Source organism: Halomonas sp. THAF5a, from assembly GCF_009363755.1.
Classification (GTDB): domain Bacteria; phylum Pseudomonadota; class Gammaproteobacteria; order Pseudomonadales; family Halomonadaceae; genus Halomonas.
Genome location: NZ_CP045417.1, coordinates 34,762 through 55,529 on the forward strand (window position 1 = coordinate 34,762; position 20,768 = coordinate 55,529).

The following is a 20,768-nucleotide window of genomic DNA, read 5'->3' on the forward strand; positions in this document are numbered from 1 at the left end:
TTTGACCGGCGTCCGGGCCGCGGCGCGCCGCGGCTTTGTGTATACTGGGCGCCGCCGCGACCGGCCTGCCCCGTTCACCGTGTACCCGATAAAGAGTTAGCCGAACCCATGATCGATCAGCTGTTCGAATTCGTGCAGAATCATCCCCTGCTGGTGGGGGCCTTCCTGGTGGTGTTGATCGCCTGGCTCGCCTACGAGGTCCGCAACAGCAGCGCCGGAGGCGTGACCTCCAGCGAGGCCACCCAGCTGGTCAATCGCGAGGACGCCGTGGTGGTCGACCTGCGCGACGCCAATGACTTCAAGGCGGGCCACATTGCCGGGGCGCGCAACATTCCCCAGAGCAAGCTCGACGATCGCCTGCGCGAGCTCGAGAAGTTCAAGGGCAAGCCGATCATCGTGGCCTGCAAGCACGGCCAGAGCGCCGGCGTCGCCCAGGCCAAGCTCGCCAAGGCGGGCTTCGAGCGCGTCCTGAAGCTCAAGGGCGGCATGACCCAGTGGCAGGCGGACGGCCTGCCGGTCGTCAGGAAGTAGGCTGCCCCGCATCACCCGGACCCGTTATCCCGATACTTTCACCGGACATAGGACCTTTCCCATGGCGGAAGAGAACAACCAGAACGCCGGCGCCGATGGTCAGGCGTCGGGCCAGCAGGACAAGCCGCAGCTGCAGTTCGCCCTGCAGCGCATCTACGTCAAGGACCTCTCCTTCGAGGCGCCCAACTCGCCGGCGATCTTCCAGCAGCCGTTCAAGCCCAAGGTCGGCCTGGACCTGAACACCACCCACCAGCAGGTCGGGGAAGGCCTCTACGAGGTGGTGATCAAGGTCACCGCCCAGGTCACCCACAGCGAGGAGGGCACCACCTCCTTCCTGGCCGAGATCGAGCAGGCCGGCCTGTTCCGCATCGGCGGCCTCGAGGGGCAGCAGCTCGATCACACCCTGGGCGCCTTCTGCCCCAACGTGCTGTTCCCCTATGCCCGCGAGTGCATCGACAGCCTGGTCAACCGCGGCGGCTTCCCGCCGCTGATGCTGGCGCCGGTCAACTTCGAGGCGATCTACGCCCAGAAGAAGAAGCGCGAGGCCGAGCAGGCCCAGGCCGCCGGCGAGCAGGCGACCCAGTAAGCCGATGCCGAGCCTTTTGAGCGAGGGCCGCCCGTGAAGGCGCCGCGCATCCACGTCGCCGCCGACTTCCAGGTCGGCGGCGACGTCGTTCTGCCCGAGGGGCCGGCGCGCCACGTGGCGCGGGTGCTGCGCCTGGGCGAGGGGGCCGAGCTGCGCCTGTTCGACGGCGCCGGCCTGGAGGCCTGGGCGGTGCTGGTCGAGGCCTCCCGCAAGCGGGTGGTGGCGCGCCTCGAGGCCGTCGAGCCGGGCCGCGGCGAGTCGCCGCTGGCGGTGCACCTCGGCCAGGCGATCTCCAAGGGGGATCGCATGGACTACGCCATCCAGAAGGCGGTCGAGCTCGGCGTGGCGGCCATCACCCCGCTCTACACCGAGCACGGCGACGTGCGGCTCAAGGGCGACCGGGCGGCCAAGAAGCTCGCCCACTGGCAGGCCGTGGCCGCCAGCGCCTGCGAGCAGTGCGGCCGCGCGACCCTGCCGCCGGTGCACGCCCCGATGGGGCTCGCCGAGTGGCTCGCCGCCCGCGACGAGGCGCTGCGCCTGGTGCTGCACCCCGGCACCGCCGGTGCCCTGGACGTGGCCGAGGCGCCGGCCAGCGCCGCGGTGCTGATCGGTCCGGAGGGCGGGCTCGCCGAGGCCGAGGTCGTGGCCGCCCGGGCCGAGGGCTTCGCCCCGCTCTCCCTCGGCCCGCGGGTGCTGCGCACCGAGACCGCGCCGGTGGTGGCGCTGTCGCTGCTGCAGGCCCGCTTCGGCGACCTCTGAGCCCCGCGCTCGGCTATCCTCCTTTCCAGCGCCACGCTCTCCGCTCCCTACTCTCTACCGGATGCCCGCCATGCCCGATTCCCGAGACCGCCGCTCGCCGCGCTCCTCCGCCTCGCATGCCGCCGCGCCGCGGCGCCACCGCGCGCCCCGGGCCGCCGTCGGCGAGGTGGTCTACCTCGAGGTGGTCACCGTCAACGAGACCGGCGCCTTCCTCGACTGGGGCCACCCCCGCGACCTGCTGCTGCCCTACGGCGAGCAGCGCTTCCGCCCCAGCGTCGGGCGGCGGGTGCTGGTGAGGATCTACGAGGACCAGCAGGGCCGGCCGGTGGCCTCCCAGCGCCTCGACCGCTTCCTGGCCGACGAGGCCGAGGGCCTGGCGGCGGGCGACGAGGTGGCGCTGGTGATCGCCGAGGCGACCGACCTGGGCTACAAGGTGGTGGTCGACCAGCGCTTCTGGGGCCTGCTCTACCGCGATGACGTGAACCGGCCGCTGCGCCGCGGCCAGCGGCTCACCGGCTACGTGAAGCGGGTGCGCGACGACGGGCGCCTGGACCTCTCGCTGCTGCCGCCGGGGCCGGCGCGCCTCGACGTGGTGGGCGAGAGGGTGCTCAAGGCGCTGCGCGAGAGCGGCGGCTACCTGCCGCTGGGCGACAAGAGCGACGCGGGTGAGATCAAGGCGCGCCTGGGGGTGAGCAAGAACGCCTTCAAGCAGGCCATCGGGCGGCTCTACAAGCAGCGGCGCATCCTCCTGGAGCCCGGTGGCATCCGGCTGGCCCCGACCGGGGAGTAGCCCGGAGGTCCTGAGCGGATTGCGAGGGGCGCCGGGGGCAGGCCGAAGAGGAGGTCCGAGGACCAGGGGTGAGGAGGACTCCTCCGAACGGGCTGGCCATGGATGGCCAGCCCCGGTCCTGCAAGCGGAGCAGGATGCGAGAGCACCGCAGGGCATCGGTAGCGCCCAGGGAGGGGTTCACAGCGCCTCCTCGATGGTTCGGCACCCCGGGGCCTGTCGGCCGGATCAGCCCCGAGCGAAACAGCGCCCGCAGCGCCCCTTGCTTGGTGCGCCGCTGGCCGCTGCGGCATACTGAGCGCATTCACTCCCGACCGGAAACACGACGCCATGAGCGAACGCGCGCTGAAGATCGGCGTGGTGATGGACCCCATCGCCGATCTCACCTACAAGAAGGACACCAGCCTGGCCATGCTGTGGGCCGCCCAGGATCGTGGCTGGTCGCTGCACTATCTCGAGCAGGAGGACCTGTTCCTGCGTGAGGGGCGCGCCTTCGCCCGGATGCGCGATCTCCGGGTGCATCGCGATCCCGCACACTGGCATGACCTCGGCGAGCCCCAGGTGGGGCCCCTGGCCGAGCTCGACGTCATCCTGATGCGCAAGGATCCGCCGGTCGACGGCCACTTCCTCAACGCCGTCTACCTGCTGGGCTTCGCCGAACGCGAGGGCGTGCTGGTGGTCAATCCCACCCAGGCGCTGCTGGAGTGCAACGAGAAGCTCTTCGCCCAGCAGTTCCCCCAGTGCTGCACCCCCACCGTGGTCTCCTGCGACGAGGCCGTGCTGCGCGCCTTCCACGCCGAGCACGGCGACGTGATCTTCAAGCCGCTGGACGGCATGGGGGGCACCGGGATCTTCCATGTGCGCCCCGACGGCCGCAATCTCGGCGCCATCATCGAGATGCTGAGCGAGCGCGGCCAGCGCCAGATCATGGCCCAGCGCTACATCCCCGAGATCAAGGACGGCGATACCCGCATCCTGCTGGTGGACGGCGAGCCGGTGCCCTATGGGCTCGCCCGGGTGCCCATGGCCGGCGAGACCCGTGGCAACCTCGCCGCCGGCGGCACCGGGGTCAGCCGCGAGCTCACCGCCCGCGACCACTGGCTGATCGAGCAGGTGCAGCCGGTGATCCGCGAGAAGGGGCTGATGTTCGTCGGCCTCGACGTGATCGGCGACTACATCACCGAGATCAACGTCACGAGCCCCACCTGCGTGCGCGAGATCGACGACCAGCGCGGCACCGACATCGCCGGCCTGCTGATGGACGCCATCGTGCGGCGCCTCGACGCGCGGGCCTGACCCGGGAGGTCGGCGGCCATGTCCAGCCCCCTCAGCGATCCGATCCAGTACGCCCCGGTGACCCGGCCGCACCGGCACTGGCTGGCCTGGTCGCTGGCGCTGCTGCTGCACCTGGTGGTGATCGGGGTGGTGGCGAGCCGCCAGTTCGCCCCGGCCCCATCCGCGGCGCCGACCAGCGTCGACGTGGTGCTGGTGAGCCGTCCTGCCGAGGCGCCGGTGGAGGCCGAGGCGATCGCCGAGGCCGACCAGCGCGCCGCGGGCACCCCCGAGGCCCAGGCGCCGGCCGAGGCCCGCGCCGCGCCCAGGGAGGCGCTGCCCGAGCGCCAGGCCGCCGAGCCCGAGGTGGATCCGGCCACGCCGGCCGCCCCCCAGCCGGCCCAGGCGCCCGCCACCGAGCGCGATCGCGAGGCGCCGGCCGCCGAGGCCATCCGGGAGGCGCCGTCGACCCCCGAGCCCCGCGAGAGTGCTCCCCAGTCCGCCGAGGCCTCGGCGCCGCCCACCGCCGCGGCGCCCTCGGCCTCGGGGCGCGACCTGCTCGCCCAGGCCACCGCCAGCATCCGCGACCAGGGGCTCTCGGCCGAGTACGCTGGCGAGCAGCCGGGCGAGGGGCGCCCCGCCGCCCAGCAGGCCGCCGAGGCGCGCTACATCGACGACTGGACCCGCCGGGTCGAGGACTACGGCAACCGCGTGCACCCGGCGCCGCGCGAGCTCGCCGGCCAGCTGCGCATCCGAGTGGTGATCGGCCGCGACGGTCAGGTTCGCCAGGCAGAGGTGATACAATCCTCGGGACATGCCGAACTCGACCAGGCGGCCCTGGACACGGTGCACGGTGCCGCCCCCTACCGGCCCTTCGACCGGGGCATGGGGCGCCTGGACAGCCTGTCCATCACCCGGGTCTGGCGGTTCGGCCAAGGCAATCATTACGGCGTGCACTAGGTCCGCCGGGGAGTCCCATGCAATCCGTGCAACACTTCGGCTTGAAACACCACTTCCTGCTGGCGATGCCGCACCTGGAAGATCCCAACTTCGCCGGCAGCTTGAGCTATCTCTGCGACCATGACGAGAACGGCACCATGGGCGTGATCGTCAACCGCCCCCTGGAGCTGACCCTCGACGCCCTCTTCGAGCAGCTGGAGCTGGGGGGCGAGGAGAGTCCCCATCGCCAGGCGCCGGTCTACTACGGCGGCCCGACCCACAAGGATCGCGGCTTCATCCTGCATCGCGGCGACAGCGACGCCTGGGACTCCAGCATCCAGGTCGCCGAGGACATCGCCCTGACCACCTCCATGGATATCCTCCAGGCGCTGGCCGACGGCCGCGGCCCCGGCGAGTTCCTGGTCTGCCTGGGCTGCGCCGGCTGGGAGGCGGGCCAGCTCGAGAACGAGCTCAAGGAGAACGCCTGGCTGACCGTCGAGGGGCAGGCCGAGATCCTCTTCTCGGTGCCGCCGGAGCAGCGCCTGGGCGCCGCCGCGGGCATCCTCGGCATCGACCTGAACCTGATGACCCGCGAGGCGGGGCACTCCTGATGGCCGACGCCGGCGCGCGCCTGATCCTGGCCTTCGACTTCGGCACCCGCCGCATCGGCGTGGCGGTGGGCAACGAGCTGCTCGCAAGCGCCCGGGAGCTCGCCCCGCTGCCGGCCCGGGACGGCATCCCCGACTGGGCCGAGGTGGCCCGCCTGGTGGACGAGTGGCGCCCGGACCTGTTCGTGGTGGGGCTGCCGCTCAACATGGACGACAGCGAGTCGGTCATGAGCACCCGGGCGCGCAAGTTCGGCAAGCGCCTCTTCGGGCGCTTCGGGGTGCCCTGCGAGATGGTCGACGAGCGAGGCTCCACCCGCGAGGCCAAGGCGATCGCCCGGGAGGGCGGCCACCGCGGCAACTACCGCCAGGAGAGCGTCGACGGCATCGCCGCGGTGCTGATCCTGGAGGGCTGGTTCGCCCGCGCCGAGGGGCTGCCCCCACGCTGAGCGCCTCTCGCCTCCGAGACCACGACGCCCGGGCCATGGCCCGGGCGTCGGTCGTTATGCGTGGGGAAGGACGCGCCCACTAGAAGCGGGTGTCGTCCACGCCCACGGTCGGCGGCACGAACCAGGGCACGTCGCGCAGGTCGCGCTCGATGTGCTCCTCGACCTTCAGCAGGGTGGCGAAGATCGCCATGCGCACCGGGATGCCGTTGTCGGTCTGGCGGAAGATCGCCAGGCGCGGGTCGCCGTTCACGTCGACGTCGAGATCGTTGGCCTCGGGCCGGCTGTCCCGGGGCAGCGGGTGCATGACGATGGTGGAGGCGTTGCAGCGGCTGTCGAGGAAGGCGCGGTCGACGGTGAAGTCCCGGGAGAGGTTGAAGCCCTCGATCATCTCGGCGGTGAAGCGCTCCTTCTGGATGCGCGTGGTGTAGACCACGTCGACGTCGGAGAAGTCGCCGGCCAGGCTCTCGCGCACCTCCACGTCGAGTCCCTGGCGGCTGACGCGCTCGATCAGGTGGTGGGGCATCTCGAGCCCCGGGGGCGCCACCAGGGTGACGCGCAGCGGGCCGTAGAGGGCCAGCAGCTTGAGCAGCGAGTGGACGGTGCGCCCGTACTTCAGATCCCCGGTCATCAGCACGTGGGCGCCCTTCAGCGACTTGCCCTGGCGGGCGAACTCCTTGTCGATGGTGTAGATGTCGAGCAGCGCCTGGCTCGGGTGCTCGCCGGGGCCGTCGCCGGCGTTGATCACCGGCACATGGGTGGCGGCGGCGAACTCCGCCACCGAGCCCTGCTCGGGGTGGCGCATCACGATGGCGTCGCAGTAGCCGCTCATCACCCGGCTGGTGTCGTAGAGCGACTCGCCCTTGGCCATGGAGGAGAAGGTGAAGCCGGTGGTGTCGCAGACGCTGCCGCCGAGCCGCGAGAAGGCGGTGTGGAAGCTGACCCGGGTCCGGGTGCTGGCCTCGAAGAAGAGGTTGCCGAGCACCGCGCCCTCCAGGATCCGGGTGACCTTGCGCCGCTGGGCGACGGGTTCCAGGCGCGCGGCGACGCGCATCAGGTGGTCGATCTCGTCGCGGGAGAGGGAGTCGATGGAGAGCAGGTGGGACATCACGGCGGCCTCGGCAGGGGGAACGGGCGCTAGTGTAACGCCGCGCGGGCACGGCTTCAGCCCTCTTGCCGGCCCCCGAACGCTTGCGCCCGGCCGAGGCCGGGCGTGGTGGCGAGGGACGGGGCGGCTACCAGGGCTCCGGCACCCGGCCGCCCAGGCGCGCGGTGATCTCGGCGGCGGTCTCGCGGACCAGCTGGCCGAGCTCCGGCAGCCGCGCCTCGGGAATCCGCGCCACCGGCCCGGAGACCGAGATGGCGGCCAGCGGGATGCCGTGCTCGTCGTGGATGCAGGCGGCCACGCAGTGCAGGCCGATGGCGTGCTCCTCGCGGTCGCAGGCGAAGCCCTGGCGACGGATCTCGGCCAGGCCCTCGCGCAGCGACTCGGGCGTGTGCAGGGTGTTCTCGGTCACCCGCGCCAGGCCCCGCTCGTCGAGGATGCGCTCGAGCTCGTCCTCGGGCAGCCAGGCCATCAGGGCCTTGCCCACGCCGGAGGCGTGCAGGGGCGCCCGGGAGCCGAGTCGGGTGATCATGCGCATCATCTGTGGCGATTCGCTCTGGGCGAGGAACACCGCGGTGCCGTCGTCGCGCACGCCGAGGTTGGCCGTCTCGCCGGTCAGCGCCGTGAGGCGGCGCAGGAAGGGCCGGCTGGTGGCGAGGTAGTCGCGCGCCTCGAGGAAGCTGTTGCCGATGCGGAAGGTCTTGACGTCGATCTTCCAGACGCCGAGCTCGCTGTCCTGGGTGACGAACCCCTGGCTCTGCAGCGCCTGCAGCAGGCGGTGCGTGGTGGAGGGGGCGAAATCCGCCTCCTCGGCCAGCTCCGACAGGGCGAGGCCGCCGGGGCTCGCCGCCAGGCGCTCGAGCAGGTTGAGCCCGCGCACCAGCGACTGGCTGTGGCCGCTGGTGCTCTTGCCTGAACCGGCGGGACGCCCCGCCGTCCTGCGCTTGCCTTCGGTCACCCGATCTCTCCTGTCACTTGCATTAGCGGCCTAGGATACCGATCCATCGGGGCGATGTCGCGCTTCGGAAATGGTTTCCAACCTGCCGTGAGGCCGGACGCTCAGCGGTGTCGCCAGCGGGGCGGGCGCTTCTCCAGAAAGGCGTCGATCCCCTCGCCGGCGTCCTCGGCCATCATGTTCCCCGCCATCACCTGAGCGGCGAAGTCGTAGGCCTCGGCGAGGGGCATCTCCTGCTGGCGCGGGAACATGCCCTTGCCGGTGCGCACCGCCACCGCGCTCTTGGCGCAGATACTGGCGGTCAGCTCACCGAGCGCCTCGTCGAGGGCGTCGTCGGCGGTGACCCGGTTGACCAGCCCCCAGTCGTGGGCCCGGTCGGCATCGATGAACTCGCCGGTGAAGAGCATCTCCAGGGCCCGCTTGCGGCCGATGTCCCGGGAGAGTGCCACCGCCGGGGTGGAACAGAACAGGCCGACCCCGATGCCGGAGACGGCGAACCGGGCGCTGCGTGCCGCGACGGCCAGGTCGCAGCTGGCCACCAGCTGGCAACCGGCGGCGGTGGCCAGCCCCTGCACCCGGGCGATGACCGGAACCGGCAGGGCGACGATCGCCTGCATCAGGGCGCCACAGCGGGTGAAGAGGTCGCGGTAGTAGGCCTCCTCGGACGACGCGCGCATCTCGCGCAGGTCGTGGCCGGCGCAGAAGGCGCGGCCCCGGGCGGCGATGACCACGCAGCGCACCTCGCCGTCGTCGGCGAGCGCGTCGAGGGCCGCGGCCAGCGCCTCGAGCACCTCCTCGGAGAGGGCGTTGAAGCGCTCGGGGCGGTTCAGGGTGAGGGTGGTCACGCCGTCGGCGTCGTGGCGCAGTACCGGGGCATCGTCCGCGTCTTGCATCGTCGTACTCCTCGGGGTAAAGCCCCCAGCCTAACGCCAGGCGGGCCGCCCGGGGGGAGGCCTACGACCAAAGGCGGCCCCTGTCGACGACCGCCCCGGACGGAGCGGTCGCGAGACAGTGCTTCAGACGTCGTCGCGGAAGGAACGCTCCTGCCTGGGCAGCACCAGGTTGAGCACGATGGCGCACAGCGCGCCGGGAATCAGCCCGGACTCGATGATCGCCTGGACGTTATCGGCGAGGCCGGCGTAGAGGCCCTCCTGGGCCGGCAGGCCGATGGCTGCCGACAGCGAGACGCCGATGATCACCATGTTGCGCTTGTTGAAGTCGATGTGGGAGAGCATCTTGATGCCGGCGCTGGCGATCATGCCGAACATGATCAGCACGGCGCCGCCCAGCACGGCGTTGGGGATGCTCGAGATCAGTCCGCCGAGCTTGGGCAGCAGCCCCGCCAGCACCAGGAAGCCGCCGCCGATGGCCACCACGAAGCGGCTGACCACCCCGGTCAGCGCCACCATGCCGACGTTCTGGCTGAAGCTGATCTGCGGGAAGGCGTTGAAGACGGCGGCGAACACGCTGGCCAGGCCGTCGGCCATCACCCCGCCGGAGAGCTCCCTGGCCGTGGGCTCGCGGTCGAGGCCGCCGGCGGTGGTGCCGACGATGTCGCCGATCGACTCGGCGCAGGTCACCACCGCCAGCAGCACCACCGGCAGGATGGCGGCCAGGTGGAACTCCAGGCCGATGGTCAGCGGCATGGGCAGCGAGACCCAGTCCGCCGCGGCGATCGGGCCGACGTCCACGAGGCCGGCGGCCATGGCGGTCGCGTAGCCTACGACCAGGCCGATCAGCGGCGCGGTCTCGGACCAGATGCCGCGGCCGAACTGGTGCAGGCCCAGGGTGACCACCAGCACCAGCGCCGCCAGCAGCAGGTTGTGCAGGGCGCCGAAGTCCTCGGCACCGAAGCCGCCGCCGGCGTAGGCGAAGCCCACCGGCATCAGCAGGGTGCCGAGCATGATCACGAAGGTGCCGGTGACCACCGGCGGGAACAGGAAGCGAAACCAGGGTAGGAAGAGCCCCACCAGCGCCATGGCGATGCCGCCGCACAGGGCCGCGCCGAGCGCCGCCGGCAGCCCCATGCCCACGGCGATGGGGATCAGCACCGGCACGAAGCCGAAGCTGGTGCCCATGACGATCGGCAGGCGGGCGCCGATCGGCCCCAGCCCCAGCGACTGCACCAGGGTCGCGATGCCGGCGACGAACATCGCCGCCTGGATCATGAAGGCGGTCTGGGCCTCGGGCAGGTCGGCGGCGCCGGCGATGATGATCGGCACGGTGACGTTGCCGACGAACATCGCCAGCACGTGCTGCAGCCCCAGCGGGATGGCCCGGTGCAGGGGCGGCATGGCGTTGACGTCGTGGGTGCTGCGCACCCGTGGCGTCGCCGCCTCGCCGGCGGTCTCGGGGGTCGACATGGTGGTGGCTCCTGTTGTCGTTGTTGAAGCGGAAACCCTGGGAGATGTCCTGTCTCGTCGTGTCGTTAGGCCCTCAGCGCCCGGGCCGCGCGGTCGTGGCGGGCCAGCAGCTCGTCGAGGTCGATGCCCAGCGGCCGCCCCTCGGCCACCCGCCACCGGCCGGCGACCATCACCCGGTCGGCGCGATGGGCGCCGCACAGCAGCAGCGCGGCGACGGGATTCTCGGCGCCGGAGAAGCGGGCCTCGTCGAGGCGGAACAGCGCCAGGTCGGCCTGCTGGCCGGGCGCCAGGCCGCCGATGTCGTCGCGGCCCAGGCAGCCGGCCGAGCCGCGGGTCGCCCAGCGGATCACGTCGTCGTGGCTGACCTCGCTCGGTGAGTAGCGCAGCCGGCCGAGCAGCAGCGCCTGGCGCATCTCCTCGGCGAGGTTGGAGTGGTCGTTGGAGGCCGAGCCGTCCACCGCCAGGCCCACCGGGCAGCCGGCGGCCTCCAGCTCCAGGGTGCGGCACAGCCCCGAGCCCAGCACCATGTTCGACGACGGGCAGTGGGCGATGCCGGTGCCGGCGGCGCCGAGCCGGGCGATCTCGCCGTCGTCGAAGTGGATGCCGTGGGCCAGCCAGGTGCGCGACGAGAGCCAGCCGGTGGCCTCCAGGTAGTCCAGCGGGCGCATCCCGAACAGTCGCTCGCAGTAGGCGGTCTCGTCCTCGGTCTCGGCCAGGTGGGTGTGCAGGCGCACGTCCTTCTCCTCGGCCAGCCGCGCGCTCTCCTGCATCAGCTCGCGGCTCACCGAGAACGGCGAGCAGGGCGCCAGGGCGATGGTGGTCATGGCGCCGTCGCCGCGCTGGTGGTAGGCGTCGATCAGCCGCGCGCTCTCGTCGAGGATGGTGCGCTCGTCCTGCACCACCGACTGGGGCGGCAGGCCGCCGTCGTCGCGGCCCACGCTCATCGAGCCGCGGGTCAGGGCGGCGCGCACGCCGAGTCGCCGGGCGGTCGCCACCTGGACGTCGATGGCGTGTTCAAGCGCGCCGGAGAACACGTAGTGGTGGTCGGCCACGGTGGTGCAGCCGCTCATCAAGAGCTCGACCATGGCCAGCTCGCTGGCGACGGCCAGCTGCTCCTCGGTGAGGTGGGCCCAGACGTCGTAGAGCGTCGTCAGCCAGGGGAACAGTGCCTTGTTCAGCGCCGGCGAATAGGCGCGGGTCAGGGTCTGATAGAAGTGGTGGTGAGTGTTCACCAACCCGGGCAGCAGCACGTGCCGAGAGGCATCGAAGGCGGCATCGATCGGCGTGGCGGGCGTGGCGCCCGCCGGTACGGCCTCGACGATGCGTTCATCGCGGATCACCACCCCGCCGGCGGCGGCGGGATCGCTGCAGGCGCGGGGGTGGCGGATCCAGAGGGTCGGAGAGGTCGGGGCCATGTTGTCCTCCTGAGGGACCACCGGCGGTGGCCCCTGTTTGTGGACAAAGGGTTACTCAAGTCTCACCGGGAGCTGGTGCCTTGGTTCAGGTGCCTTTGCGCTCATGTGTACGATGCCGGGCTGAAATCGATCCAGGCATTGTGTACAAGATGCGAGGGGGCGTGCCCCCTGTCAAGACGGGCGCGCCATGCTGGCCCCGTTCTTGAGCTCGGGTGCATCGCGCCGGCCCTGCGGCAGGGCGGGCTGCCTTGAGCGGGGAGCGGAGGGGGAAAGAGGCGTCTCATGCCCACCAACAACACCGCCGCGTCGATGACGCGGCGGTGTTGGCGTGGCCCGGGCCTCGAGGCGAGGTTCAGCCCTCGAAGCTGGACTCGGAGTAGAGCACCCGCACGCGCTTGGTGTGGGTCACCTGGCTCAGGGCCTCCAGGGCCTTCGCGCCGTAGTCCTGGTCGACGTCGATGACCACGTAGCCGATGCGCTCGTTGGTCTGCAGGTACTGGCCGAGGATGTTGATGCCGTTCTCGGAGAGCACGCGGTTGATCTCGGAGAGCACGCCGGGCACGTTGTCGTGGATGTGCAGCAGGCGGTGCTTGCCCGGGTGGGCCGGCAGGGCGACCTCGGGGAAGTTGACCGAGCTGACGGTGGTGCCGTTGTCGGAGTAGGTCACCAGCTTCTCGGAGACCTCGATGCCGATGTTCTCCTGGGCCTCGAGGGTGGAGCCGCCGATGTGCGGGGTGAGGATGACATTGGCCAGGCCGCGCAGCGGGCTGACGAACTCTTCGTCGTTGCCCTTGGGCTCGACCGGGAAGACGTCGACGGCGGCGCCGGCGAGGCGGCCGGCCTCGAGGGCCGCGGCCAGCGCCTCGATCACCACCACGCTGCCGCGCGAGGCGTTGATCAGGATGCTGCCCGGCTTCATCAGGGCGATCTCGGCCTCGCCGATCATCCAGCGGGTGGAGGCGAGGTCCGGCACGTGCAGGCTGACCACGTCGGCGCGGGCCAGCAGCTCCTCGAGGCTGCCCACCTGGCGGGCGTTGCCCATGGCGAGCTTGGTCACCACGTCGTAGTAGATGACGTCGAAGCCCAGGGACTCGGAGAGCACCGAGAGCTGCGAGCCGATGCTGCCGTAGCCGATGATGCCGAGGGTCTTGCCGCGCGCCTCGTGGGAGTTCTTGGCCGATTTCAGCCAGCCGCCCTGATGGGCATGGTGGCTCTTCTCGGGGATGCCGCGCAGCAGCATGATGGCCTCGGCCAGCACCAGCTCGGCGACCGAGCGGGTGTTGGAGTAGGGAGCGTTGAAGACCGGGATGCCGCGCACCAGGGCGGCGTCGAGATCGACCTGGTTGGTGCCGATGCAGAAGCAGCCCACCGCCACCAGCTTCTCGGCGGCGTCGAAGACGCGCTCGTTGAGCTGGGTCCGCGAACGGATGCCGATGAAGTGAACGTCGCGGATCTTCTCGATCAGCGTCGCTTCATCGAGCGAGGTCGGCAGGTGTTCGATGTTGGTGTAACCGGCATTGAGAAGATTGTCCACCGCACTCTGGTGGACGCCCTCGAGCAGCAGGATCTTGATCTTGCTCTTGTCCAGGGACGTTTTGGCCATGGTCGATTCAACCCCTTCGTCGGCGCGCGCCGCATGCATGTGTCATGAAGATGCTGATGAGCCTGGGGCCGGCCGGTTGCGCTTCGCCCGGGGCAAGGCAGGCTCGAAACAGGGCCGCTATAGTACCACAGCCGGCATGAGTCGGGATGAAAATGCTGTGGGGCGAGGATGAGCGGCCTGCATGTTGGCACCCCCGCGGGCCGGGGCAGACGACCCCCCGGGGAGAGCGTGTATACTGTCGGGCCACGTATCATCCACCGGCGAGTAGAGGCGATGGCGGAACACCATAGTCAAGGCAGGGACGGGGCCGGCGACGAGGCGGCCCCGGCCGACTTCGCCGCCACCGTCGAGCGGCTCGAGCAGCTCGTCGAGCGCCTGGAGTCCGGCGAGCTGTCGCTGGAGGGCTCGCTCGCGGCCTTCGAGCAGGGCGTGCGCCTGACCCGGGACGCCCAGCGGCGACTCGACGAGGCCGAGCTCAAGGTGCGCACCCTGACCGAGGGCGACGGCGGTGGCGTCGATCTCGCGCCCTTCGAGGCCCCATCCGCGGAGGACGACGGTGAGCGCTGATCAACTGACGGCCCGGCTGGCCGCGGACCGTACTCGGGTCGACGCTCGTCTCGCGTCGCTTTTCACCGAGCGGGCGGCGCCCTCGCCGCGCCTGGAGGCGGCGATGCGCCACGCCCTGCTGGTGGGCGGCAAGCGCCTGCGCCCGGTGCTGGTCTACACCGCCGGCCGCGCCCTGGGCGCCGCGGACGACGACCTGGACGCCCCGGCCATGGCGCTGGAGCTGATCCACGCCTACTCGCTGGTCCACGACGACCTGCCGGCGATGGACGACGATGACCTGCGTCGCGGCCAGCCCACGGTGCATCGCGCCTATGACGAGGCCACGGCGATCCTGGCCGGCGACGCCCTCCAGGCGCTGGCCTTCGAGGTGCTGGCGACAAGCAAGCACCCGCGGACCGGCGCCCTGGTCGCCGGGCTCGCCCGGGCCGCCGGGCGCGACGGCATGGTGGCCGGCCAGGCGCTGGACCTGGCCGCCGTGGGCGGCCAGCCGGACGTCACGGCACTGGCCACCATGCACGGCCACAAGACCGGGGCGCTGATCCGCGCGGCGGTGCGCCTCGGCGGGCTGATCGCGGTCGACGAGCATGACCCGCGGCTGGCCGCCCTGGACGCCTATGCCGACGCCATCGGCCTGGCCTTCCAGATCCACGACGACGTGCTGGACGTGACCGGCGACACCGCCACCCTCGGCAAGACCTCCGGCGCCGATGCCGCCCGTGCCAAGCCGACCTATCCGAGCCTGCTGGGGCTCGAGGGCGCCCGCCGTCGCGCCCGCGACCTGGTCGAGGCGGGCGTGGCGGCCCTGGCGCCGCTGGGCGAGGGCGCGGCGCCCCTGGCCGACCTGGCCCGCTACATGATCGAGCGTGACCACTGACACCACAGGGCCCACATGAAGCTGTTCGATGACATTCCCATCGAGCGTCCGGCGACGCCGCTGCTCGACACCCTGGAGGCGCCGGCCGCCCTGCGCGCCATGAACGCCGGCCAGCTGGCCCAGGTGGCCGACGAGCTGCGCGCCTATCTGCTCTACAGCGTGGGCGTCTCCGGCGGCCACTTCGGCGCGGGCCTCGGCGTGGTGGAGCTCACCGTGGCCCTGCACCAGGCCCTGGAGACGCCCCACGACCGGCTGGTGTGGGACGTGGGCCACCAGGCCTACCCCCACAAGATCCTCACCGGCCGCCGCGAGGCGATGACCGGCATCCGCCAGTACGGCGGCCTGGCCGCCTTCCCGCGGCGCGCCGAGTCGGAGTTCGACACCTTCGGCGTCGGCCACTCCAGCACCTCGATCTCGGCGGCGCTGGGCATGGCGCTGGCCGCCCGGACCCGCGGCGAGTCGCGCCGGGTCTGCGCGGTGATCGGCGACGGCGCCCTGACCGCCGGCATGGCCTTCGAGGCCCTGGCCCATGCCGGTCACGTCGATGCCAACCTGCTGGTGGTGCTCAACGACAACGAGATGTCGATCTCCGAGAACGTCGGCGGCATGGCCAGCTACCTGGCGCGCATCCTCACCAGCAAGCCCTACACCAGCATGCGCGAAAGCGGCAAGAAGGTGCTCTCCCACCTGCCCGGCGCCCTGGAGCTGGCGCGGCGCACCGAGGAGCACATGAAGGGCATGATCAGCCCGGCCACGCTCTTCGAGGAGCTGGGCTTCAATTACATCGGGCCCATCGACGGCCACGACCTGCCGCTGCTGGTGGAGACCCTGGGCAACATGCGTGACCTGGAGGGGCCGCAGTTCCTCCACGTGAAGACCCGCAAGGGCAAGGGTTTCCTGCCCGCCGAGGCCGACCCCATCGGCTACCACGCCATCACCAAGCTCGAAAAGCGGGAGCCGGAGAAGCCGGGCGCGACCCCGCCGCCGCTCACGCCGGCCACCCCGGCCGGGCCCAAGCCGAAGAAGTACTGCAGCGTCTTCGGCGACTGGCTCTGCGACATGGCGGCGGCGGACCCGCGGCTGATCGGCATCACCCCGGCGATGCGCGAGGGCTCCGACCTGGTGCGCTTCTCCAAGGAGTACCCTGAGCGCTACTTCGACGTGGCGATCGCCGAGCAGCACGCCGTGACCCTGGCCGCGGGCATGGCCTGCGAGGCGATGAAGCCGGTGGTGGCGATCTACTCCACCTTCCTGCAGCGCGGCTACGACCAGCTGATCCACGACGTGGCGGTGCAGGAGCTCGACGTCACCTTCGCCATCGACCGCGCCGGTCTGGTGGGCGAGGACGGCCCCACCCACCACGGCAGCCTGGACCTCTCCTACCTGCGCTGCATCCCCGGGCTCGTGGTGCTGGCGCCGGCCGACGAGGCCGAGTGCCGGGCCATGCTCAGCGCCGCCTACCGGCATCCCGGCCCGGCGGCGGTGCGCTACCCCCGCGGCACCGGGCCGGGGGTCGCGATGCCCGACCACCTCGAGCCTCTGGAGATCGGCCGGGCCGAGTGGCGGCGGCGCGGCGAGGCGCGGGTGGCGCTGCTTGCCTTCGGCAGCCTCAACGGCCCGGCGGCCGAGGTCGCCGAGCGCCTCGACGCCACGCACCTCAACATGCGCTCGATCAAGCCGCTGGATCGCGACGCCGTGCTGGCGGCCGCCGACGACCACGACCTGCTGGTGACCCTGGAGGAGAACGTGGTCGCCGGCGGCGCGGGCAGTGCCGTCAACGAGCTGCTGATGGCCGAGGGCGCCGCCGTCGAGGTGCTCAACCTGGGCCTGCCCGACGCCTTCGTGGAGCACGGCAAGCCCGCCGAGCTGCTCGTCGAGTGCGGCCTCGATGCCGACGGCATCGAGGCGGCGATCCGTGCCCGGCTGGGCTGATTCCTTCCCCCGACCTGCGAGGCGACGATGCTCTTTCTGACTCTGCTCGGTGCGCTACTGGGCTTCTGGATCGGCGGCCCCCTGGGGCTGCTGGTCGGTGCCGGCCTCGGCTACTGGCTGGTGCGGCGGCTGCGCAAGAGCGTGCTGGGCCGGCTGGCCGGCGCCCAGGCGCAATTCCTCGACTCGACCTTCGCGGTGATGGGCTGCATGTGCAAGGCCGACGGCCGCGTCACCGAGGATGAACTGGAGGCCTCCCGGCAGCTGTGGGATCGCCTGCGGCTCAATGAGGCGCAGCGTGCCCAGGCGCGGGCCGCCTTCACCCGCGGCAAGGCGCCGGACTTCGACCTGGAGGCGGAGCTCGCCAAGGTGCGCCAGGTCGTCGGCCGCCAGCACGCCCTGTTGCAGGTGTTCCTGCAGGTGCAGCTCGCGGCCATCGCCGCCGACGGCGAGCTGCATCCCGCCGAGCATGAGATGCTGCTGCGGGTGGCGCGGGGCCTGGGCTGCTCCGAGGCCGAGATCGCCCAGATCGAGGCGATGCTGCGCGGTGGCCCCCAGGCGGCGCGCGACCAGGGCCCCTCGCTGGAGGACGCCTATCGAGTGCTGGGCGTCGCGGCCGAGGCCAGCGATGCCGAGGTCAAGAAGGCCTACCGCCGGCTGATGAGCGAGAACCACCCCGACAAGCTGGCCGCCAAGGGGCTGCCCGAGAGCATGCGCGAGATGGCCAAGGAGCGGACCAGCGAGATCGGCAACGCCTACGAGCGCATTCGCAAGGCCCGCGAGACGGCCTGATCCCGCGCCGCGTCACCGCGGCAGCGCCCACGAAAAAGCCCCCGAGATCGGGGGCTTTTTGCGTGTTGCGTGCCGGGCGTGGCCCGGGTCGGGCCGGTGCCCTCAGCTAGTGGCCTCGCGGGCGAGGCGGTAAGCGTCGTCGTTGTCGGCGAAGTCGGTCGTGGCGGCCTGCTGGGAGCGCAGCCGCAGGCGGGCCTGGGCCATGGCGTCGCTGCCGCCGTCGAGGCGCTCGAGGTCGACGGTGGCCTCGTTCGCGGCGGAGACGGCCGCGGCGGACACGGCGCTCGAGAGCGGCTCCTGGTTCAGTTGGAAGGCGCGCTCGGAGGCCGGGTCGGCCTGGGCGGCGAGCGGCAGGGCGGCGAGCATCAGGGTCGCGGTGATCAGGGTGGTCTTCATGGGTAAAACCTCATCGTCGTATGGATGGATGCCGTGAATAATAATAGCGAGCTAAACGTTAGGATAGTTACAGGTTTCGATGGGGGCGATTGAGCGGGCCTATCGCAAGGCCCGCACGCGGGCCTGACCGCCTGCCTTGCCCCGGCTCCGCCCACGAAAAAGCCCCCGAGATCGGGGGCTTCTTGTGTACCGGGCATGGTCGCGCTGGGGCGGAGCCCTTAGCTGGTGGCCTCGCGGGCGAGGCGGTAAGCGTCGTCGTTGTCGGCGAAGTCGGTCGTGGCGGCCTGCTGGGAGCGCAGCCGCAGGCGGGCCTGGGCCATGGCGTCGCTGCCGCCGTCGAGGCGCTCGAGGTCGACGGTGGCCTCGTTCGCGGCGGAGACGGCGTCGGCAGACACGACGCTCGAGAGCGGCTCCTGGTTCAGCTGGAAGGCGCGCTCGGAGGCCGGGTCGGCCTGGGCGGCGAGCGGCAGGGCGGCGAGCATCAGGGTCGCGGTGATCAGGGTGGTCTTCATGGGTAACAGCCTCATCGTCATTGGGATGGATGCCATGAATAATAATAGCGAGCTAAACATTAGTATAGTTATTGGTTTCGATGAGGGTGATTGGGTGGGGCTATCGCGGGCCTGTCGCGCGTTGGTCTATTGCGAAGGTCTTTTGCGAAGGTCTATTGCGAAGGTCTTTCGCGACGGCATGCCGCGCCAGGCGCTCGCGGGGCGGGCCGCCTGGCTCGCCACATCCCCGAGGGTGCGCTAGCGTGGTGGGAACCGAGACAGCGCAAGGAACCGCCCGATGATCACCCTCTACGGCTTCCCCAACTCCCGCTCGCTGCGGGTCGCCTGGGCCCTGGAAGAGCTGGGCCTCACGTATGACTATCGCCACGTCGACCTGGGGCGCGGGGAGGGCCAGTCGGAAGCCTTCCTGAGACGCCATCCCGACGGCAAGGTGCCGGTGCTGGAGGATGACGCGCTGACGCTCTTCGAGTCGGCGGCGATCTGTCGCTACCTGGCGGAGCGCTACGGCGTGCCGGGCGACCTGCTGCCGGCGGACGTCGAGGGGCGGGCCCGGGTCGACCAGTGGCTCTTCTTCATCATCGGCGAGCTGGAGCAGCCGCTCTGGACCCAGGCCAAGCACAAGTTCGCGCTGCCGGGCGAGCAGCGCATCCCGGCGGTGCTGCCGACCGCCGCCTGGGAGTTCCAGCGGGCGCTGGCGGCGCTGGGGCGATGCTTCGACGGTGAGGGCTGGCTGGTGGGGGGGCGTTTCACCCTGGCGGACCTGTTGCTGGCCCACACCCTGACCTGGGCCAAGCAGTGCAAGATGCGCCTGCCGCCGGCGCTTTCGGCCTATCGCGAGCGGGTCATGGCGCGGCCGGCGCTGACCCGGGCAACGGCCCGGGAGCGCGAGGCCGCCTAGTCGGACTGACGCCGGCTCAGGCCGCGAAGGGCAGGACGGCGGTGACCACCGCGAAGTAGTGGCAGGTGCTGCCGCCCATCACGAAGAGGTGCCAGATCGCGTGGTTGAAGGGGATGGCGCTGACGGCGTAGAAGACCACCCCCAGGGTGTAGGTGAGCCCGCCGGCGATCAGCAGCGCGAGGCCGGTGGTGGAGAGGCGGGCGGCCAGGGCGTCGCCGGCCAGCACGATCAGCCAGCCCATCAGCAGGTAGATGGCGACCCGCAGCGCCTCGAAGCGATGGGGCCAGGCGAGCTTGCAGGCGATGCCGGCCAGCGCCAGCGACCAGACCGTGGCGAGCAGCGTCCAGCCCGTGGGGCCGCGCAGGTTGACCAGCAGGAAGGGCGTGTAGGTGCCGGCGATCAGCAGGTAGATCGCGCAGTGGTCCAGGTGCTGGAACAGGCGCTTCAGGCGCGGATGACGCACCCCGTGATAGAGGGTGGAGGCGGTGTAGAGCAGCACCAGGCTGGTGCCGTAGAGGCTGATGCCGACGATCTTCCAGGGGTCGGCCTGGGTGCCGAGGCCGGCGAGCACCAGCAGCACCACCAGCCCGGCGAGGCTCAGGACGGCGCCGATGCCGTGGCTGATGCTGTGCAGCCGCTCCTCGAGCACGCTGTAGGGGGATGCGCCGTGCGCCGGGGAGGGTGTCATCGGGGTGCCTCCTGTCAGGCCACCACCCCGATGCCGGTCGCCCGATGCCGGTCGGCGCGTCGCGAGGGGTCAGGGCTTGCGTTCGATGTCCACGTCGTCGGCCTGGGTGAAGTCGCCCAGGGCCATCATGTGGCCCAGCTTGCCCGCCTTGGTGGTCAGGTATTGTTCGTTGTGCGGGTTTAGACCGGTGGTCAGCGGCACGCGTTCCCTGACCGTCACGCCGGCCTGGGTCAGGGCATCGACCTTGCGCGGGTTGTTGGTCATCAACCTGAGGGCCGTGATCTGGAGGTGGTCGAGCATCGGCACGCAGAGGTCGTAGCGGCGCAGGTCGGCGGCGAAGCCCAGCTGCTCGTTGGCCTCCACGGTGTCGGCGCCCTGGTCCTGGAGGTGGTAGGCGCGGATCTTGTTGAGCAGGCCGATGCCGCGCCCCTCCTGGCGCAGGTAGAGCAGCACCCCGCGGCCCTCCTCGGCGATGCGCTTGAGTGCCTCCTGGAGCTGGAAGCCGCAGTCGCAGCGCATCGAGAAGAGCGCATCGCCGGTCAGGCACTCCGAGTGGACCCGGCCCAGCACCGGTTCGCCATCGGCCACGTCGCCCAGGGTCAGGGCGATGTGATCCTTGCCGGTGGCCTCGTCCTCGAAGCCGTGCATGGTGAAGGTGGCCCAGGGGGTGGGCAGCCGGGAGGCGGCGATGAATCGAATCGTCACGATGTACCTCGGAGGAAGACCACGGCGTTGCCGACGAGTGA

At 71.2% G+C, this 20,768-nt stretch carries 23 protein-coding genes; 13 read left to right on the plus strand and 10 right to left on the minus strand.

Going from position 1 to position 20,768, the window contains the following annotated elements:
• Nucleotides 1-108: 108 nt before the first annotated feature.
• The 8 genes from FIU83_RS00150 to ruvX all read left to right on the plus strand — a co-directional run bounded on the left by FIU83_RS00150 (nt 109) and on the right by ruvX (nt 5,928).
• Nucleotides 109-531: a rhodanese-like domain-containing protein gene (locus FIU83_RS00150; RefSeq protein ID WP_152482187.1), complete on the plus strand. Its 423-nt coding sequence runs from the start codon at nt 109-111 to the stop codon at nt 529-531.
• Nucleotides 532-592: 61 nt separating this feature from the next.
• On the plus strand, nt 593-1,117 hold the full coding sequence (gene secB / locus FIU83_RS00155; RefSeq protein WP_152482188.1) for a protein-export chaperone SecB: 525 nt from the start codon (nt 593-595) through the stop codon (nt 1,115-1,117).
• A gap of 33 nt (nt 1,118-1,150) precedes the next feature.
• Nucleotides 1,151-1,876: a 16S rRNA (uracil(1498)-N(3))-methyltransferase gene (locus FIU83_RS00160; protein ID WP_152482189.1), complete on the plus strand. Its 726-nt coding sequence runs from the start codon at nt 1,151-1,153 to the stop codon at nt 1,874-1,876.
• Nucleotides 1,877-1,946: 70 nt separating this feature from the next.
• Nucleotides 1,947-2,666: a S1 RNA-binding domain-containing protein gene (locus tag FIU83_RS00165; RefSeq protein WP_152482190.1), complete on the plus strand. Its 720-nt coding sequence runs from the start codon at nt 1,947-1,949 to the stop codon at nt 2,664-2,666.
• Between the two features lie 327 nt (nt 2,667-2,993).
• Entirely contained in the window at nt 2,994-3,959 is a 966-nt protein-coding gene (gene gshB / locus FIU83_RS00170) for a glutathione synthase (protein WP_152482191.1), read from the plus strand.
• Nucleotides 3,960-3,977: 18 nt separating this feature from the next.
• Nucleotides 3,978-4,895 carry an energy transducer TonB gene (locus FIU83_RS00175; RefSeq protein WP_152482192.1) on the plus strand — a complete coding sequence of 306 codons (918 nt, stop codon included), beginning with the start codon at nt 3,978-3,980 and terminating at the stop codon, nt 4,893-4,895.
• 17 nt (nt 4,896-4,912) lie between these two features.
• On the plus strand, nt 4,913-5,485 hold the full coding sequence (locus FIU83_RS00180; RefSeq protein ID WP_152482193.1) for a YqgE/AlgH family protein: 573 nt from the start codon (nt 4,913-4,915) through the stop codon (nt 5,483-5,485).
• Nucleotides 5,485-5,928, plus strand: a complete 444-nt coding sequence (ruvX, locus tag FIU83_RS00185) for a Holliday junction resolvase RuvX (RefSeq protein ID WP_152482194.1) — start codon at nt 5,485-5,487, stop codon at nt 5,926-5,928. Before FIU83_RS00180 ends, ruvX begins: the two co-directional genes overlap by 1 nt.
• Nucleotides 5,929-6,007: 79 nt before the next feature.
• Here the strand turns inward: ruvX and pyrB are convergent, their stop codons facing one another.
• The 6 genes from pyrB to serA form a co-directional block, all read right to left on the minus strand.
• Entirely contained in the window at nt 6,008-7,036 is a 1,029-nt protein-coding gene (gene pyrB / locus FIU83_RS00190; protein WP_152482195.1) for an aspartate carbamoyltransferase, read from the minus strand.
• A gap of 124 nt (nt 7,037-7,160) precedes the next feature.
• Nucleotides 7,161-7,988 (minus strand): IclR family transcriptional regulator C-terminal domain-containing protein, encoded by an 828-nt coding sequence (locus tag FIU83_RS00195; RefSeq protein ID WP_152482196.1) that lies wholly within the window; start codon nt 7,986-7,988, stop codon nt 7,161-7,163.
• 101 nt (nt 7,989-8,089) lie between these two features.
• Nucleotides 8,090-8,878, minus strand: coding sequence for an enoyl-CoA hydratase (locus FIU83_RS00200; protein ID WP_152482197.1), 789 nt, complete (start codon nt 8,876-8,878; stop codon nt 8,090-8,092).
• Nucleotides 8,879-9,001: 123 nt separating this feature from the next.
• Nucleotides 9,002-10,348, minus strand: a complete 1,347-nt coding sequence (locus tag FIU83_RS00205) for a uracil-xanthine permease family protein (RefSeq protein WP_152482198.1) — start codon at nt 10,346-10,348, stop codon at nt 9,002-9,004.
• A gap of 65 nt (nt 10,349-10,413) precedes the next feature.
• Entirely contained in the window at nt 10,414-11,763 is a 1,350-nt protein-coding gene (locus FIU83_RS00210) for an 8-oxoguanine deaminase (RefSeq protein WP_152482199.1), read from the minus strand.
• A 352-nt stretch (nt 11,764-12,115) separates the two neighbouring features.
• Nucleotides 12,116-13,366, minus strand: a complete 1,251-nt coding sequence (serA, locus tag FIU83_RS00215) for a phosphoglycerate dehydrogenase (RefSeq protein ID WP_152482200.1) — start codon at nt 13,364-13,366, stop codon at nt 12,116-12,118.
• 273 nt (nt 13,367-13,639) lie between these two features.
• Between serA and FIU83_RS00220 the strand changes: the two genes are divergently transcribed.
• The 4 genes from FIU83_RS00220 to djlA are packed head-to-tail and all read left to right on the plus strand — an operon-like array spanning nt 13,640 to nt 17,528.
• Entirely contained in the window at nt 13,640-13,933 is a 294-nt protein-coding gene (locus FIU83_RS00220; protein ID WP_152482201.1) for an exodeoxyribonuclease VII small subunit, read from the plus strand.
• The gene (locus FIU83_RS00225) at nt 13,923-14,807 is read left to right on the plus strand and encodes a farnesyl diphosphate synthase (RefSeq protein ID WP_152482202.1); all 885 of its coding nucleotides are present in this window, start codon (nt 13,923-13,925) and stop codon (nt 14,805-14,807) included. Before FIU83_RS00220 ends, FIU83_RS00225 begins: the two co-directional genes overlap by 11 nt.
• A 15-nt stretch (nt 14,808-14,822) precedes the next feature.
• Complete coding sequence (gene dxs, locus FIU83_RS00230) at nt 14,823-16,739, plus strand: 1-deoxy-D-xylulose-5-phosphate synthase (protein ID WP_152482203.1); 1,917 nt, start codon at nt 14,823-14,825, stop codon at nt 16,737-16,739.
• Nucleotides 16,740-16,766: 27 nt separating this feature from the next.
• A complete protein-coding gene (gene djlA / locus FIU83_RS00235) occupies nt 16,767-17,528 on the plus strand; it encodes a co-chaperone DjlA (RefSeq protein ID WP_152482204.1) in 762 nt (253 codons plus the stop codon).
• A gap of 102 nt (nt 17,529-17,630) precedes the next feature.
• Here the strand turns inward: djlA and FIU83_RS00240 are convergent, their stop codons facing one another.
• Entirely contained in the window at nt 17,631-17,924 is a 294-nt protein-coding gene (locus FIU83_RS00240; RefSeq protein WP_152482205.1) for a hypothetical protein, read from the minus strand.
• 218 nt (nt 17,925-18,142) lie between these two features.
• Nucleotides 18,143-18,436, minus strand: coding sequence for a hypothetical protein (locus FIU83_RS00245; protein WP_152482206.1), 294 nt, complete (start codon nt 18,434-18,436; stop codon nt 18,143-18,145).
• A 277-nt stretch (nt 18,437-18,713) separates the two neighbouring features.
• Between FIU83_RS00245 and FIU83_RS00250 the strand changes: the two genes are divergently transcribed.
• Nucleotides 18,714-19,334, plus strand: coding sequence for a glutathione S-transferase family protein (locus tag FIU83_RS00250; RefSeq protein ID WP_152482207.1), 621 nt, complete (start codon nt 18,714-18,716; stop codon nt 19,332-19,334).
• A 16-nt stretch (nt 19,335-19,350) separates the two neighbouring features.
• Here FIU83_RS00250 and FIU83_RS00255 read toward each other — a convergent pair whose 3' ends face one another.
• Both FIU83_RS00255 and ribA read right to left on the minus strand, forming a co-directional pair.
• Complete coding sequence (locus FIU83_RS00255; RefSeq protein ID WP_152482208.1) at nt 19,351-20,022, minus strand: hemolysin III family protein; 672 nt, start codon at nt 20,020-20,022, stop codon at nt 19,351-19,353.
• A gap of 69 nt (nt 20,023-20,091) precedes the next feature.
• Nucleotides 20,092-20,727, minus strand: a complete 636-nt coding sequence (gene ribA, locus FIU83_RS00260; RefSeq protein ID WP_152482209.1) for a GTP cyclohydrolase II — start codon at nt 20,725-20,727, stop codon at nt 20,092-20,094.
• Nucleotides 20,728-20,768 lie beyond the last annotated feature (41 nt).